This window comes from Actinoplanes solisilvae (assembly GCF_003999975.1).
Classification (GTDB): Bacteria; Actinomycetota; Actinomycetes; order Mycobacteriales; family Micromonosporaceae; genus Actinoplanes; species Actinoplanes solisilvae.
In genome coordinates, this window is the sequence record NZ_RJAC01000003.1 from 323,060 (window position 1) to 337,603 (window position 14,544).

The following is a 14,544-nucleotide window of genomic DNA, read 5'->3' on the forward strand; positions in this document are numbered from 1 at the left end:
CCCTAGTTAGATCCGATGGCGATCTGCCCCAGCGCGATGCCACCGTCGTTGGGCGGCAGCAACCGGGGCCGCAACACCGTGAAGCCGTGCTCGCGCAGAAGCCGCTCGGCCCGCGCGACCAGCAGCGTGTTCTGGAAGACGCCGCCGCCCAGCGCCACGACGTCGAGGCCGGTCTGCGCACGGGCGCGTTCGGCGAGATCGGCGATCAGCGTGGCCACCGCCGCGTGGAAGCGGGCGCCGATCACTGCCGCGGGCACACCGGCGAGAACGTCGGCGGCGATCCGGCGGATCATCGGGCCGGGGTCGGCCAGTTCCCGTTCAACTTCGATGCGGTACGGGTCCTCGCGCGCGGCGGCCCGCGACACGCCTTCGAGAACGATGGCGGCCTCGGCCTCGTACTCGACGGTCTGCCGCACGCCGGCCAGGGACGCCACCGCGTCGAACAGCCGGCCCATGCTCGACGTCGGCACGCAGCCCACCCCGGACGTGAACTGCCGGTCGAGCAGGTCGCGCTCGTCGGCCGGGCACGCCGCGACCGGAGGCAGGCCGCGATGCCACGGCACCCCGGCCGCGTGCAGGTGGGCCAGCGCCATCCGGTAGGGCCGGCGCACGCTCGCGTCGCCCCCGGCCAGCGGCACGTAGGCGAGGTGCGCCAGCCGCGTGAACGACTTGTAATCGCAGGCCAGCACCTCGCCGCCCCACACCGCGCCGTCCGGCCCGTAGCCGGTGCCGTCGAACGCGACACCGAGAACCTGCTCGCCCGGTTCGAGGCCGTGCTCGGCCATCACCGAGGCGATGTGCGCGTGGTGGTGCTGCACCAGGCGCACCGGGCGGTCGCCCGCATACCGTCGCGCCCATTCCGCCGAACGATAGGCGGGGTGCAGGTCGGCCACCACCGCCGTGGGCCGCACCCCGGTCAGCTCGGTCAGGTGAGCCGCGGTGGCGCCGAGCGCGTCGATCGTGGCCAGGTCGTCCAGGTCGCCGATGTGCTGGCTGACCCACGCGTAGCGGCCGCCGGCGACCGCGCACGTGTTCTTCAGGTCGGCCCCGGCGGCCAGCACGGGTGCGACCTCGAACGGCAGGACGATCGGCAGCGGCGCGTAGCCCCGCGACCGGCGGACCGGAAGCTCGACGCCGGCCACGAGCCGGCTCACCGAGTCGTCGCAGGGCACCCGGATCGGCCGGTCGTGGGTCAGCCACGCGTCGACCAGGGGCGCGAGCCGTTCCCGGGCCGCGTCGTCGTCGTGCGCGATCGGCTCGCCCGACAGGTTTCCGGAGGTCATCACCAGCACGTCCGGGCCCGGTGGATCGCCGGGCAAGCCCAGCAGCAGGACGTGCAACGGAGTGTAGGGCAGCATCACGCCCAGATCGGGGTTGTCCGGCGCGACCAGGTCGACGTCTGCTCGTTTGGGCAACAGCACGATCGGGCGGCGGATGCCGGCCAGCAAGCGCTCCTCGTCGCCGGTCATGGTGACCAGCCGTCGTGCGGCCGCGACATCGGAAACCATGACGGCGAACGGCTTCCCGCCGCGCTGCTTGCGGCGGCGGAGCTCGGCCACGGCGCCGGGATTCCGGGCGTCGCAGGCCAGGTGATAGCCGCCGAGGCCCTTGACGGCCACGATCAGGCCGGCGGCGAGCAGGTCGCGGGCGGTCCTGATCGGGTCATCGGTCGCGATCGGACCGGCCGCGCCGGACAACGACAGCCGGGGGCCGCACTGCGGGCAGGCGATCGGCTGGGCGTGGAACCGGCGGTCGGACGGATCCTCGTACTCGGCCCGGCAGCGCTCGCACATGACGAATTCGGCCATCGTCGTGCTCGCCCGGTCGTACGGGAGGGAAGTGATGATCGTGAAGCGGGGGCCGCAATTGGTGCAGGTGATGAACGGGTGGCGGTGGCGGCGGTCGGCCGGGTCGCGCAGCTCGCGCAGACAGTCGTCGCAGGTGGCGACGTCGGGGGAGGCGAGGGTGCGGGCGGGGCCGCCGCGGGAGTCGTCGATGGTGAAGCCGGTGCCGCCCACGGCCGGGACGTCCTGCTCGGCGACGGCCAGGACCATGGCCAGGGGCGGGGCGTCGTGGCGCAGGCGATCGCCGTATTCGTGGACGGCGTCGGGGTCGCCTTCGGCCTCGATCACGACGCCGTCGGGGGTGTTGGCGACCGAGCCGGTCAAGGCCAGATCGGCGGCGGTGGCGTAGGCGAAGGGGCGGAAGCCGACGCCCTGCACGAGACCCGAGACGGTGAAGCGGCGGCGCAGGCGGCGGGCCTGACCGACCAGTTCGAGGCCGGCCATCGCTCGGGCGGCGCCGGCCGCGTCGATGACCTCTACGGCGAAGCCGAGGTGGATCAGCACCCAGGTGCCGGGTTCGGGGGCGGCGTCCAGCATGCCGATGTTGACCCGGCGACTGGCCCCGGCCACGTCGACCAGCGCGACCTGCCCGGCGTAGCCGTCGAGGACCTCGATCACCTGTCCGGGGATGCCCAGGCACATCTCAGGTCCTCCCCGCGGGAACGAGCAGCGCCCGCACGGCCGCCACCGCTGCCGGAATCGCCGCCTCAACCTGCGGCGACAGTCCGATGCCCTCGGCGACCGAGACGGCCCGGCACCCCACGACGTACGACGGTGGCAGCGTGCCGCCCAGCCGGGAGACCTGGGCCAGGACGGTTGCCGGGTCCATCCCGTGCGCGTCGAAGGCGCTTGCGGTTTGCGCATTTGCGGTTTGCGCATTTGCGGTTTGCGCATTTGCGGGTTGCGCATTTGCGGGTTGCGTATTTGCGGGTTGCGCCACGATCTCGAGCACGACAGTCTCGCCCGGCGGGCCGTCCCCGGCCGGCAGCGCGTCGATCAGCACCAACCGGTCGTAGCCTTCGAGCAGGTCGAAGGCCAGGTGCAGACCGCGGATCCCGTAGTCGGTCACCCGCACGCCCGGCGGCAGTTCCGACGCGGCGAGACGCCGGGCGACCTCCGGGCCGAATCCGTCGTCGCCCAGGAACACGTTGCCGACGCCGGCCACCAGGACGTTCACATCGAGCGGATTTTGAGATAGCGGCGAATGTCGGGAATCGACGCGACCAAGAGATTCGCGAGGTAGACGACAACAAGTCCGGTCGCGATCAAGGTGAGAAAACCGAGGAACTTCAGCATTTTTCCTCCTCCGGGAGTGAGGGGCGGGGTGGAGGCAAGGGGGCCGATGACGGCGGTGGGAGGGGTGGCGCGGGCGAAGGTGGAGAGGGTTGGGGGAGGGGTTCGAGTTCTTCGGGGGCGAAGTAGAGGTAGCGGCCGTACCAGTCGTGGAGGTCGGCTGCCGGATCGTCGACCAGGACCAGGGCCACGTGGGTGTTGCCGTCGACGTCGGACACCACCGCTGTGACCCGGGCGGTCCGGCCGTCGAAGAAGAGGTCTTGGGCGTCGGCTCGGCGGGTCGGGTGTACTCGGACCAGGCTGCCCTCGGCTACCCGGACGCCGGCGATCATCACGGAGGGGTCGGCCGGGGCGTCGAGCCAGGTGCCGTGCAGTTGTTCCAGGTCGGACGGGCCCATCGAGTCGCAGCGGTCGACGATCGCGCGGGCCCGTTCGTCGGTGGCGCGGGCCTCGGCCTTCTCGGCGTCGGTCATCGTCAGCACCCGCAAGGTCAAGATCTCGTCGATCTCGGTGAGGTCGAACAGCTCACCCCGGCTCTGCGCGGCCACGGTCGGGTGGTCGTAGAGGATGATCGGCGCGCCCAGCAGCACGTCGTCCGAGCCGGCCAGCACCGGCCAGCAACGGTCCTGGCGGCAGCGGGCGGCCGCGTCGGCCGCGTCGGGTGATGGGTCGATCAGCGAGACGAAGGTGGCGTCCCGGGCGGCCAGCAGCAGGTGGGCGCCGACCAGCGAGCACCGGATCGCGTCGTCCTGGCCGATCACCGGATCCGGGTGTTCGTTGGTCACCGTGACGGTCAGACGCAGCAGGCCACCGTCGGCCTCCACCACAGTTCGCGCCCGGGCGGTGAGCGGCCGTCGCCGCCGCCGGATCAGGCCTTCGGGCAATCGCTCCTCATCGACGCCGCCGGGCACGGCGACCGGAAACTCCGCCAGGCCGGGCGACGGGCGACCGGGCACGTCGGTCGCGGTGGCCGGGCCGGGCAACCCGAGTTCGGGCAGGGTGATCTCGTGCTCCACGGCCTCGTCCCAGGCGAACAGGGTCTCCCCGCCGCTGACGAGAGAAGGAACGGCAGCGCCCGAGGCGTCCAGCAGCTCACGGGTCTGCAGCTGCAGGAACCTCAGGTGGATCGTGACCGCCCCAGGGCGTACGCCCGGCCGGAGGAGGCATTGCAGCGAGAGTGACGGAGGCTCAGCCGCCACGGCCGAAGGTGGGCCGAGGACGCCGAACTGCCAGCGTGACCGGTTCTTGAGGGCGCTCGCCCGGTAGGGATAGAGCAGATAGCCCTCGTAGAGCACCGCGTCCGCGACCGCCCGCGCCGCGGCCAAGGCGTTCACCGCTCGCCCCGCAGCAGGCGTTGGAGGGTCTCGTCCCAGCTCACCAGGTCGTGCCGGGTGCGGTAGGCGGTGAGGTCGCCGAGCACGTCGGCGCTGACCCGCAGCCAGCCGCTGTTCGGGAAGTACGACGCCATCATGTCGTGCCACACCGACACCGGCAGCCCGTACGCGGCCTCGCACGCCCACGGCACCGGCTCGACCTCGAAGCCCGCCTCGCCGCGCAGGAAGACCGTGCCCGAGAACAGGAAGTCGAGCGGCATGTCCCCGGCGCCCAGCGCGTGCAGATAGCGCGTCCCGATCACGTCCAGGTCGTACGTGCAGGGCAGCGGGAGGTCCACCTCGGTCTCGCCGTCGAACCCGGGCACGGTGGTGTTCGTCTGCATCCACTGGAACGGCTTGAGGGTGTCGCCCCAGCGGGCCGGCTCGCCGAACAGTCCGCGCAGCCCGGCCTGCTCGTTCTCGTCGTAGCGGCGGCGCAGCGGGGCGACCCGGATCTGGCAGCGCAACGCGATGGCGTGGATCGTCCGCCCGGCCGGTCCGGTGATGCGCAGGCGGGCGGTCAGTTGAGGGGCCAGGGCGTACGGCTCGGCGACGACGTCGAGCACCTTGAAGGCGTACGCGGTCATGACGCTCTCTCCGCCAGCCGCGCGAAGAACTCGTCGACGGCCGCGTGGGCCTGCTGCCCGCCGTCGAAACCCCGCCACAGCGTACGAAGCCGGCCGGTCAGCTCGTAGCAGGCGTCGATCGGCACCACGTACGCGTCGCGACCGCGCCGGGCCAGCAACGCCTCGACGTCGGGCCGCAGGGTGGCGAGGAAAGGCAGGTCGGCAGCCGGTAGTTCCGACTCGGTGGCGCCGGCCGGGCCCGGATAGAACGCGACCGTGCGGTCCTGGCCGGAGTGCCGCAGCAGGAAGGCGAGCCCGACCGGGATCCGCAGCTCGTCCCAGGTTCGCTCGTCGAGAACCGGCCCCTCGAGACGCCGCACCCGGTCGGGGACCGCCCGGTAGCGCAGGTGCGCGTGGTCGTCGGTGAAGAGCAGGTAGCAGGGCCGGCAGGCGCACAGCAGCCGCCGGGAATTGAGGTCGACCACGTGCGAGTGATCGGCGGTCACCGGCGCCGTGCACATGTCGCAGCGTTCCTCCGGCGGCGCCGGCCGGCTGCGGGCGATGCGGCGCAGGGTGCGCAGCGGGGAGTCGGTCATGACGTCCGCGCCACCCGTGAGAACAGCGAGGAGACGGGGATGACCGGCGCGGGCTGCTCGAACTCGATCCGGGTGACCTCGGGCGCCACCGCCTCGATCGTCTGCTCGAGGCCGTGCGGCCGGTGCCCCGGCGGGATGCGCAGCCGGCACACCCCGTCCGGGGTCAGCTCGACGAGCTCGGCGGTGGTGCCGGTAAGGGCCGCCGCGATGCGGGTCGTCGCCTCGTGCGGATGCAGCCCGTGCACCAGCAGCAGCCCGGTGACCAGGTCGTCGCCGGCGAACGCGGCGGCCACCTCGTCGGTGAACGCGCCCTGCTCGTGCAGCAGGTCGAGGATCCGTTCCAGCCCGGCGCCGTAGAGGTCGGCGACGACCCGCACGAGTTCCTCGGCCTGCTCGCCGGTGGCCAGCGTGTCGATGCGGGCGGCGGCCGACCGCCAGTCGTACGACGCCACGGCTCACTCGATCCCGGCGGTCTGGGTGGGCGAGTGCAGCAGGTCGAGCTTCTTGCCGCCGCCGAGGTACATGTGCACGCCGCAGGGTAGGCAGGGGTCGAAACTGCGTACGGTCCGCATGATGTCGATGCCCTTGAAGTGCTCGCGGTCGTTCTCCTCGAAGATCGGCTGACCCTGCACCGCGTCCTCGTACGGTCCCGGGGTGCCGAAGCTGTCGCGCGGGTTGGCGTTCCACGGCGTCGGCGGGTACGGGTGGTAGTTCGCGATCTTGCCGTCGCGGATCACCATGTGGTGCGAGAGGACACCGCGGACGGCCTCGGTGAACCCGCAGCCGATGCCCTCGTCGGGCACCTCGAACGGCTCCCACGTCTTGGTGCGGCCGGCCCTGATCTCGGCGAGCGCCTTCTCGGCGAAGTGCAGCGCGCACGCGGCCGCGTACGCCTGGAAGTAGGTTCTGGCCCGGTTGCGCTCGATCGTGTTGCTCCAGCGCGGGATCTTCCACTCCATCTCGACCGGGCCCTTGAGCGCGGTCTTCGGCAGGTTGATGCGTACGCTCGTGCCGGTCGACTTGACGTAGCCGATGTCGACCAGGCCGGCCAGCGCGGTCGCCCACAGCCGGGCGAGGGGTCCGCCGCCGGTGTCGAGGGCGAGGTAGTTCTGGCCGTCGAACCAACGCGGCGACATCACCCAGCTGTAGTTGCCGTCGAGGTCGCGTTTCTGCGGGCGCGGGTTGGTGTGCTGGTTCCACGGGTGCCGCCGGTCGACCGGGTTGCCGAGCGGGTCGCGGGTCACGAACATCTCCTGCTCGGTCCAGTCGTCGTAGTAGGACGAGCCGAGCAGGATGCGGATGCCGAGGTTGATCTCGACGAGGTCGGTGGTGATGAGTTTGCCGTCGACGACGATGCCGGGGGTCACGTACATCTTGCGGCCCCAGTCGGTCATGTCCTCGTACTTGAAGTTGCAGGCCTCCGGGTCCTGGAACGATCCCCAGCAGCCGAGCAGCACACGACGGTTGCCGACCTCCTCGTAGCCGGGCAGCGCCTCGTAGAAGAAGTCGAACAGGTCGTCGTGCATCGGCACGACCTTCTTCATGAACTCGACGTAGCGCATGAGCCGGGTGAGGTAGTCGGTCATCAGCTGAATGGTCGCGACCGTGCCGACCCCGCCCGGATAGAGCGTGGACGGGTGCACGTGCCGGCCTTCCATCAGGCAGAACATCTCGCGCGTCATGCGGCTGACCTGCAGCGCCTCGCGATAGAACTCGCCGGTGAACGGGTTGAGCGAGCGCATGATGTCGCCGATGGTCTTGTAGCCGTGCGCCTCGCCCCGCGGGCATTGCGTACGGTTGGCCCGCTCGAGCACACCGGGATTGGTCTCGCTGACCATCTTCTCGCAGTAGTCGACCCCGACCAGGTTCTCCTGGAAGATGTTGTGGTCGAACATGTACTCGGCGGCCTCGCCCAGGTTCACGATCCACTCGCCCAGGTGCGGAGGTTTCACCCCGTACGCCATGTTCTGCGCGTAACAGGAGCAGGTGGCGTGGTTGTCGCCGCAGATGCCGCAGATCCGGCTCGTGATGAAGTGGGCGTCCCGCGGGTCCTTGCCCTTCATGAAGATCGAGTAGCCGCGGAAGATCGAGCTGGTGCTCTTGCACTCGGCGACGACCTTGTTGGCGAAGTCGATTTTGGTGTAGATGCCGAGGCTGCCGACGATCCGGGTGATCGGGTCCCAGGCCATGTCGACGAGTTCGGTCGGGCTCATGGTCGTCCTTCCGTCACCAGGTGCGGGTGGCACCGGTGGTCAGGTCCTTGCCGGGGCGGCGCCACTTGGGTTCCCGGTCGAGGGTCTGCGTGGTGAGGCCGCGCAGGCGTTTCACGGTCGTGCCGTACCAGCCGACCGCGGCGGTGGAGAACTTGCCGCCGGGCGGCTCGTCCATGAACGGCATGAACTTGTCGGGGAAGCCGGGCATCGTGCAGCCGATGCAGATGCCGCCCACGTTGGGGCAGCCGCCCACGCCGTTGATCCAGCCCCGCTTCGGCACGTTGCACATCACCACCGGCCCCCAGCAGCCGAGCTTGACGATGCACTTGGGCGATCCGTACTCGTCGGCGAAGTCGGCCTGCTCGTAGAAGCCGGCCCGGTCGCAGCCCTCGTGCACCGTGCTGCCGAACAGCCACCGCGGGCGCAGCGCGTCGTCCAGCGGGATCATCGGCGCCTGCCCGGTCGCCTGGTAGAGCAGGTAGGTCAGCGTTTCGGACAGGTTGTCGGGCTGGATCGGGCAGCCGGGCACGCAGACGATCGGGATGCCCGCCTTCGACTTCCACTCCCAACCCAGATAGTCCGGCACGCCCATGGCTCCGGTCGGGTTCCCGGCCATCGCGTGAATTCCCCCGTACGTGGCACAGGTGCCGACCGCCACGACGGCGGTGGCCTTGGGGGCGAGCCGGTCGAGCCACTCGCTCGTGGTCATCGGCTGGCCGGTCACCGGGTTGTTGCCGAACCCGCTCCAGTAACCGTCGTCGTGCAGCAGTTCGTTGGGGATCGACCCCTCGACGACCAGCACGAACGGTTCGAGCTCGCCGCGGTCGGCGCGGAAGAACCATTCCAGGAAGTCGTCAGCGCCGCCCGTCGGGCCGCACTCGAAGTCGATCAGTGGCCAGTGGACGGCGACCGCGGGGAGACCGGGCAGGGCGCCCAGGGCGATCTCTTCGACGCTGGGCTGGGTGGCGGCGGTGAGTGCGACCGAGTCGCCGTCGCAGCTCAGACCGGCGTTCATCCACAGCACATGAATGACGGGATCAGGCATGACAGACCGCTTTCCGGGGTCGTCCGAACCCCTGCGACAGTCAGGGTCAAGGCTCGGCCCGGAGGTGTGAGACAGGTAACAGATTGGACCGCGGTGTGTGACAATGTCAATCCGCTCGGTGGCTTCCTACCCGGCTGGGCGATCTCTGGTAATTGGGGCATCTCGATGCATGAGCTCGCCATCGCGACAAGCGTGGTGGACGCCGTCTGCGCCCGGGCCGGTGATCGCCGCGTTCATCTGGTGACCCTTCGGATCGGAGCGCTGACCGCCGTCGTACCGGACGCGATGCGGTTCTGCTTCGACCTGGCCGTCGAGGGGACGGTGGCCTCCGGCGCGCGCCTCGACATCGTGGCGGTGACGGCGACGGGTTCGTGCCGGGACTGCGGGGTGTCGGGGGAGATCGACGGGCTGCTCTGCCCCTGTGGGAGCGCGGACGTCGAGGTCACCGCGGGGCGGGAACTGCAGATCGTGTCGATGGAGGTGGGCTGAGCTCATGTGCGGAACCTGCGGATGCTCGACGGTGATCACTCTTGAGGAGAAGGTGCTGGCCAAGAACGACCACCTCGCGGGGCACAACCGGGAACTGTTCGCCGCGCGAGGCGTGCGGGCGATCAACCTGATGAGCTCGCCCGGTTCGGGCAAGACGACGCTGCTCGAGCGGACCCTGCGCGCCGTGACGGACCGGCCGGTCGCCGTGATCGAGGGCGACCAGGAGACGGCCCTGGACGCCGACCGGATCCGCGCCACCGGCTGCCCGGTCGTGCAGGTCAACACCGGGGCGGGCTGTCACCTCGACGCCGCGATGGTGCGCGACGCGGTCGAGCGGCTCGACCCCGCGCCCGGCACCCTGCTGTTCATCGAGAACGTGGGGAACCTGGTCTGCCCGGCGCTGTTCGACCTCGGCGAGGACGCGCGGGTCGTGGTCGTCTCGGTCACCGAGGGCACCGACAAGCCGCTGAAGTATCCGGCCATGTTCGCGGCGGCCGACCTGGTGGTCGTGAACAAGCTCGACCTGTTGCCGTACGTCGACTTCGACCTTGAACTCTGCCGGAAGTATCTGGGCTCGCGTGCGGTGGTGGCGCTCTCGGCGACCCGCGGCGACCAGGTCGAACTCTGGTTGGAGTGGCTCACCGGCTGATCTCCCTCGTGGGGCGTTCCCAGGCCGGCCCCAGCGTGCGCAGCACCCGGTCGGCCCTCAGATAGCTGGCGATCTCGGCCGTCACGTCGTTCAGGGCGGCCGCGGCGGTGATCACCACGGGCAGGCTGCCCAGGTCGAGAAGCCGTTCCACCCGGGCCGCGTCGCGCAGCAGGCTGCCGTGGCGGTGCCGGACGAACAGCGCCACGATGTCGTGCCGGGGCAGGCGGCCGCGCAGCCCGTTCAGGATCTCGTGCTGCACGGCCCGCCTGCCCGACCCGAGAACGATCAGCAACTCGTCCTCGGCGGCGAGCACCGCCAGACCGGCGAGCGCGGACACCTCGCTCTCGCGGACCGCCGCCACGGTCGTCGCCGACCGGGACCGTTGCGCCCACCAGTGCGTCTCGGGCTCGCGGACCACCAGCGGAGCGTGCGGCCGGCGCGTGCTGCCGCCACAGTCGACCGGTACCTCGGTGAGCGTCCGCCGCGCCCAAAATCGTCGCCAGATCAAGGGATCCACCTCGTCGTGTGTCTGCCGTATGCCGGTTCACACGTTGCTCCCGACGTGACCGGCTGCGCCAGACCCACTCGTGTCCGCGCGCAACTGACCGGTCACGCTTCGCATCGCCGCAGGTCAGCGCGGTGGCCGGACAGATGTGTCCGACCGGGTCGGGGGATGACCCGCGTCAAGCCCCGGCGACGCGGAGGGTGAAACCGCGCAGCGTGCGGACCAGAGGGGCGTACTCGGGCTCGCCTGTCGTGGCGGCCCCGGGCGGCTCCATGAAGGGCATGAACTTGTCGGGGAAGCCGGGCATCGTGCAGGCGATGCAGATGCCCCCGACGTTCGGGCAGCCGCCCACGCCGTTGATCCAGCCGCGCTTGGCCACGTTGCACCGCACGACCTGGCCCCAGCAGCCGACCTTGACCAGGCAGTTGGACGATCCGTAGCCGTCCGCGAAGTCGCTCGAGTCGTAGAAGGACGCCCGGTCGCAGCCCTCGTGCACCGTGCGGCCGAACAGCCATGTCGGGCGCAGCGCCTCGTCGAGGTCCATCGCGGGCGCCTGACCGCCGACCTGGTAGACGAGCTGCAGGATCGTCTCGGCCAGGTTGTCCGGGTGGGTCGGGCAGCCGGGCACGCAGACGATCGGCAGGCCCGCCTTCGACCGCCAATCCCACCCCAGGTGGTCGGGCACGCCCATGGCCCCGGTCGGATTCCCGGCCATCGCATGCACCCCGCCGTACGCCGCACAGGTGCCGACCGCCATGATCGCGGTGGCCCGCGGCGCGAGCCGGTCGAGCCACTCGGTCGCGGTGATCGGCTGACCGGTCCCCGGGTCGTTGCCGAACCCGCTCCAGTAGCCCTCGGTCTTGTTCGTCTCGTCGGGCACCGAGCCCTCGACGATCAGGATGAACGGCTCGAGCTCGCCCCGGCCGGCCCGGTGGAACCACTGGATGAAGCCGTCTTCGGCGTGCTCGGGGCCGCTGTCGAAATCGAAGTAAGGCCAGTGCAGGGCCACCGTGGGCAGGCCGGGCAGGGCGCCGGCGACGATCTCCTCAATACTGGGCTGGGTCGCGGCGGTCAGCGCCACGGACTCGCCGTCGCAGCTCAGACCTCCGTTCATCCAGAGGATGTGCAGCACGTCGGGACCGTCCACCTCGGGCATCGGGCGATGGTAACGCCACCGGTGAGTGTTCCGTAAGCTACCTTCCGTGTCCGAGAACATCGAGATACTTCCGCTCGAGATCGTGACGAGGAGCTTCCCGGCCCGCCCGTCCGCGCTGCCCGACGTGCGCGACTTCGTGCGCCGGCACCTGAGCGGCCGCCCGATCTCCGACAACGACGTGCGAACCCTGGGCGAGCAGGTCGCCGGGGTGCTGCTGCAGGGGGCGGGCCTCGCGGGCGCGATCCAGGTGTCGCTGCGGATCTTCCCGCAGGCGGCCGAGGTCGACGTGCTGTTCGTGCCGGTAGATCCGGCCCCCGCGCCGCCGTCAGCGCTGCCCGCGCCGCTGTCGTCGCCGCCCCAGCCGTCATCCCCGCCTCCGCCGTCGTCCCCGCCGTCGTCCCCGCTGTCGTCCCCGCCCACGCAGCCGGGTCAGACCTTTGCGGCGTGGCTGACCGATCGGCTGCGGGCCGACAACCTGACGATCGAGGCGGCGGCGCGGCGGCTCGAGGTGTCGACGAAGACGATCAGCCGCTGGATGTCCGGGGCGACCGAGCCACGCCTGCGCGATCTCTACCGCATCCGCGAGTCGTTCGGCGAGCCGCCGTTCCATTGATCGGCCGGCGGCGGCGCGGACCGGCTCAAAACCTCCGCCTTTCGGGGCATTGCCGCAGGTCAGACCGCATTTTGATCGCTTCGCGGGCGTAAGCTCCCGGCATCGCTCGACTTTGGGAGAAGCCATGCTCGACCACAGCGCAGTGGAAGCCAACATCCCCGCCGCCGATCTCGACCGGGCCCGCCGTTACTACGCCGACATGCTGGGGCTGAACCCGGTCAGCGAGGTCGAGGGGCAGGCCCTGCGATACCGCACCGCGAACGGGACGTTCTTCAACGTCTACCGCACCGACTTCGCCGGGCAGTCCGGCCACACGATCGCCCAGTGGCACGTCGACGACGTCGACGGCGAGGTGGCCGACCTGGCCGCCAAGGGGGTCGCGTTCGAGGTCTACGACATGCCCGGCGTCTCGTGGGCCGGGCAGGTGGCCACCATTCCGGGGATGGGCAAGGCGGCCTGGTTCCGCGACAGCGAGGGCAACATCATGTGCATCGACAACGGCGTGTCCTGAGGGCCCGCCCTACGCCGGCGGGTTGAAGCGGGAGTAGGCGTGCAGCTGCCAGCGCAGCGAGCTGGCGTGCTCGATGTCGACGACGCCGGCCACCTCGAACTCGACCGTACGATCGGCACCGTCCCAGTTGATGCGGGAGGTGCCGGTCAGCTGCAGGGTGCGTCCGGTCTGCCAGTCGAGGAAGACCAGGCCGCTGCGGGGGTCGAGCTGCAGGTTGCCGAGGGTCATGAAGAACGAGTTGCCGACGTAGTCGGGCCAGCTGATCCGGCGCTCGTCGAGCACGGTGACGAAGCCGGGCTGCCCGCCGCGGTGGTTGGCGTCGGCGCCGTGGCCCGAGGCGCGGCTGCCGATGAAGAACGTGTCGGCCGTACGGATCAGGGCCTGCTGGTCGAGGCTCAGCTCGCGGCTCGCGGTCGCTTCTGGTGAGGCGGAGGCTTGCTCCTCCACCACGGAACGGAGCTGGAGGTATTTCGGGCAGTTCCCGAGCACCTGTTCGGTGTGCACGACAAGGCGGTCGCCCTCGCGCTGGGCCGTGCCCGCGACCTTGACCCGGCGCAGGGCCTGCGGAGCCATGACGACGGAGCCGATGTCGGCGGGCTCGTCGAAGGCGTCCCGCAGCGGGTCGCCGACCGGTGGCAGCGCGTGGATGACCATGGTGCGGTCGTCGGGGACGTCGATGAAGCCCTCGTCGCCGGTGAGCACCGTCGACCACATCGCGCCGTCCGGGGTCGCGCCCGAGATGGCGACCAGGCGCTGCCGGCGCAGGAACCGGCCGAAGACGCCGACCTCGCCGTCGAACATCGGCGAACCCCAGCCCGGCCCGCCCTCGCCGGCCCGCCGCTGAACTTCCTGCTCTCCTGCGTGTTCCCGGCTCATTCGGATCCTCCACGGTTGCGCTGGTAGTGGCGGCGGGCCTTCATGCGGTTGCCGCAGGCGGCCATCGAGCACCAGCGGGCACTGTTCGCCTTGCTGTGATCGACGAGAAAGAGCCGGCAGGCCGGGTTGGCGCAGGCCCGCAGCCGACCCGGTCGCTTGGTGCGCAACGCGTCCCAGGCGAGCACGGCGCGGGCCGCCGCCGACCGGCCCTCCGGCAGGTCGAGGACCCAATCGAGCCCGTCGGGGCCTGGTTCGGGCCGGTAGGCCACACCATCCAGAAACGCCGAAAGCGACGCCACGCCGGCTTCCTGCGACGCCACGCCGGCTTCCTGCGACGCCACGCCGGCCTCCTGCGACGCCACGCCGGCCTCCTGCGACGGCGCGGCGGGGTCGGCGGCGGTGGGGTCGACGCTGCGGACGATCTCTTGCAGTACCGAGCGGGCGGCGATCAGCGCGCGCCACTCATCGGCGGTGGCCGGTTGATCGTGGGCGGTCAGCCACCGCAGTCCGGCCGCGGCGTCGGCCAGCTCGTCGGTCGGCGAGCCGTCGACGACGGGTGTCGTGTTGAGCAGATCGAGCAGCAGGTTCTCGTCCAACCTAACCTCCTTGGCGCATTTTGAAGGTTACATCGCGATCAGGCGGGATCCAAACGGATCCACTTAGGCCGATCATTGCGCTGCTGTGACGAGATCCGTACGATCGTGTTACCACCGTCTATGAAACGTTTCACGGCGCCGTGATACCGGCTCGGCATGCCCTCACGTGCCGCGCTGTCGCATGCCCGTTTATGGCGGAAGACCCATCGAAAGGGTGCA

The 14,544-nt window shown here is 70.5% G+C and carries 17 protein-coding genes; 4 read left to right on the forward strand and 13 right to left on the reverse strand.

The genetic code is table 11. The features are described from left to right. Positions 1 to 2 precede the first annotated feature (2 nt). The 9 genes from hypF to EER30_RS12230 are packed head-to-tail and all read right to left on the reverse strand — an operon-like array spanning position 3 to position 8,930. Complete coding sequence (gene hypF / locus EER30_RS12195; RefSeq protein ID WP_127500499.1) at positions 3 to 2,486, reverse strand: carbamoyltransferase HypF; 2,484 nt, start codon at positions 2,484 to 2,486, stop codon at positions 3 to 5. 1 nt (position 2,487) lies between these two features. Beyond that, positions 2,488 to 3,021 (reverse strand): hydrogenase maturation protease, encoded by a 534-nt coding sequence (locus EER30_RS12200; RefSeq protein WP_127500500.1) that lies wholly within the window; start codon positions 3,019 to 3,021, stop codon positions 2,488 to 2,490. After that, on the reverse strand, positions 3,018 to 3,140 hold the full coding sequence (locus EER30_RS49375) for a DUF6893 family small protein (RefSeq protein WP_255436569.1): 123 nt from the start codon (positions 3,138 to 3,140) through the stop codon (positions 3,018 to 3,020). Before EER30_RS49375 ends, EER30_RS12200 begins: the two co-directional genes overlap by 4 nt. Beyond that, a complete protein-coding gene (locus EER30_RS12205; protein ID WP_127500501.1) occupies positions 3,134 to 4,471 on the reverse strand; it encodes a hypothetical protein in 1,338 nt (445 codons plus the stop codon). The genes EER30_RS49375 and EER30_RS12205 overlap by 7 nt, the downstream gene beginning before the upstream one ends. Next, complete coding sequence (locus tag EER30_RS12210; protein WP_127500502.1) at positions 4,468 to 5,097, reverse strand: DUF6084 family protein; 630 nt, start codon at positions 5,095 to 5,097, stop codon at positions 4,468 to 4,470. Before EER30_RS12210 ends, EER30_RS12205 begins: the two co-directional genes overlap by 4 nt. Continuing rightward, positions 5,094 to 5,672, reverse strand: a complete 579-nt coding sequence (locus EER30_RS12215) for a DUF5947 family protein (protein ID WP_127500503.1) — start codon at positions 5,670 to 5,672, stop codon at positions 5,094 to 5,096. The genes EER30_RS12210 and EER30_RS12215 overlap by 4 nt, the downstream gene beginning before the upstream one ends. Then, positions 5,669 to 6,124: a hypothetical protein gene (locus tag EER30_RS12220; RefSeq protein WP_127500504.1), complete on the reverse strand. Its 456-nt coding sequence runs from the start codon at positions 6,122 to 6,124 to the stop codon at positions 5,669 to 5,671. The genes EER30_RS12215 and EER30_RS12220 overlap by 4 nt, the downstream gene beginning before the upstream one ends. Positions 6,125 to 6,127: 3 nt before the next feature. After that, positions 6,128 to 7,885, reverse strand: a complete 1,758-nt coding sequence (locus tag EER30_RS12225; protein WP_127500505.1) for a nickel-dependent hydrogenase large subunit — start codon at positions 7,883 to 7,885, stop codon at positions 6,128 to 6,130. A 13-nt stretch (positions 7,886 to 7,898) separates the two neighbouring features. Further along, the gene (locus tag EER30_RS12230; protein WP_127500506.1) at positions 7,899 to 8,930 is read right to left on the reverse strand and encodes an NADH-quinone oxidoreductase subunit B family protein; all 1,032 of its coding nucleotides are present in this window, start codon (positions 8,928 to 8,930) and stop codon (positions 7,899 to 7,901) included. 165 nt (positions 8,931 to 9,095) lie between these two features. On the opposite strand from EER30_RS12230, the gene EER30_RS12235 reads away from it, so the two are divergent. Both EER30_RS12235 and hypB read left to right on the forward strand, forming a co-directional pair. After that, positions 9,096 to 9,419: a hydrogenase maturation nickel metallochaperone HypA/HybF gene (locus EER30_RS12235; RefSeq protein ID WP_127500507.1), complete on the forward strand. Its 324-nt coding sequence runs from the start codon at positions 9,096 to 9,098 to the stop codon at positions 9,417 to 9,419. Positions 9,420 to 9,450: 31 nt separating this feature from the next. Further along, on the forward strand, positions 9,451 to 10,068 hold the full coding sequence (hypB, locus tag EER30_RS12240; protein ID WP_240669972.1) for a hydrogenase nickel incorporation protein HypB: 618 nt from the start codon (positions 9,451 to 9,453) through the stop codon (positions 10,066 to 10,068). Here the strand turns inward: hypB and EER30_RS12245 are convergent. Together EER30_RS12245 and EER30_RS12250 are read right to left on the reverse strand one after the other, a co-directional pair. Continuing rightward, positions 10,058 to 10,576 (reverse strand): hypothetical protein, encoded by a 519-nt coding sequence (locus EER30_RS12245; protein ID WP_127500509.1) that lies wholly within the window; start codon positions 10,574 to 10,576, stop codon positions 10,058 to 10,060. The genes hypB and EER30_RS12245 overlap by 11 nt on opposite strands. Before the next feature lie 175 nt (positions 10,577 to 10,751). Then, positions 10,752 to 11,729 carry an NADH-quinone oxidoreductase subunit B family protein gene (locus EER30_RS12250; protein WP_127500510.1) on the reverse strand — a complete coding sequence of 326 codons (978 nt, stop codon included), beginning with the start codon at positions 11,727 to 11,729 and terminating at the stop codon, positions 10,752 to 10,754. A 46-nt stretch (positions 11,730 to 11,775) separates the two neighbouring features. Between EER30_RS12250 and EER30_RS12255 the strand changes: the two genes are divergently transcribed. Both EER30_RS12255 and EER30_RS12260 read left to right on the forward strand, forming a co-directional pair. Then, entirely contained in the window at positions 11,776 to 12,342 is a 567-nt protein-coding gene (locus EER30_RS12255) for a helix-turn-helix domain-containing protein (protein ID WP_164842298.1), read from the forward strand. Positions 12,343 to 12,466: 124 nt separating this feature from the next. Then, on the forward strand, positions 12,467 to 12,853 hold the full coding sequence (locus tag EER30_RS12260) for a VOC family protein (RefSeq protein ID WP_127500512.1): 387 nt from the start codon (positions 12,467 to 12,469) through the stop codon (positions 12,851 to 12,853). Positions 12,854 to 12,862: 9 nt separating this feature from the next. Here the strand turns inward: EER30_RS12260 and EER30_RS12265 are convergent, their stop codons facing one another. Together EER30_RS12265 and EER30_RS12270 are read right to left on the reverse strand one after the other, a co-directional pair. Then, a complete protein-coding gene (locus tag EER30_RS12265; RefSeq protein ID WP_127500513.1) occupies positions 12,863 to 13,729 on the reverse strand; it encodes a pyridoxamine 5'-phosphate oxidase family protein in 867 nt (288 codons plus the stop codon). Then, positions 13,726 to 14,325, reverse strand: a complete 600-nt coding sequence (locus tag EER30_RS12270; RefSeq protein WP_240669973.1) for a CGNR zinc finger domain-containing protein — start codon at positions 14,323 to 14,325, stop codon at positions 13,726 to 13,728. Before EER30_RS12270 ends, EER30_RS12265 begins: the two co-directional genes overlap by 4 nt. Positions 14,326 to 14,544: the final 219 nt, after the last annotated feature.

What these genes read in the sequence shown, in the direction of transcription:
- hypF (WP_127500499.1), bottom strand. Translation starts at nt 2,486, where the DNA reads ATGTGCCTGGGCATCCCCGGACAGGTGATCGAGGTCCTCGACGGCTAC.
- EER30_RS49375 (WP_255436569.1), bottom strand. Translation starts at nt 3,140, where the DNA reads ATGCTGAAGTTCCTCGGTTTTCTCACCTTGATCGCGACCGGACTTGTT.
- EER30_RS12210 (WP_127500502.1), bottom strand. Translation starts at nt 5,097, where the DNA reads ATGACCGCGTACGCCTTCAAGGTGCTCGACGTCGTCGCCGAGCCGTAC.
- EER30_RS12215 (WP_127500503.1), bottom strand. Translation starts at nt 5,672, where the DNA reads ATGACCGACTCCCCGCTGCGCACCCTGCGCCGCATCGCCCGCAGCCGG.
- EER30_RS12225 (WP_127500505.1), bottom strand. Translation starts at nt 7,885, where the DNA reads ATGAGCCCGACCGAACTCGTCGACATGGCCTGGGACCCGATCACCCGG.
- EER30_RS12230 (WP_127500506.1), bottom strand. Translation starts at nt 8,930, where the DNA reads ATGCCTGATCCCGTCATTCATGTGCTGTGGATGAACGCCGGTCTGAGC.
- EER30_RS12235 (WP_127500507.1), top strand. Translation starts at nt 9,096, where the DNA reads ATGCATGAGCTCGCCATCGCGACAAGCGTGGTGGACGCCGTCTGCGCC.
- EER30_RS12250 (WP_127500510.1), bottom strand. Translation starts at nt 11,729, where the DNA reads ATGCCCGAGGTGGACGGTCCCGACGTGCTGCACATCCTCTGGATGAAC.
- EER30_RS12260 (WP_127500512.1), top strand. Translation starts at nt 12,467, where the DNA reads ATGCTCGACCACAGCGCAGTGGAAGCCAACATCCCCGCCGCCGATCTC.
- EER30_RS12265 (WP_127500513.1), bottom strand. Translation starts at nt 13,729, where the DNA reads ATGAGCCGGGAACACGCAGGAGAGCAGGAAGTTCAGCGGCGGGCCGGC.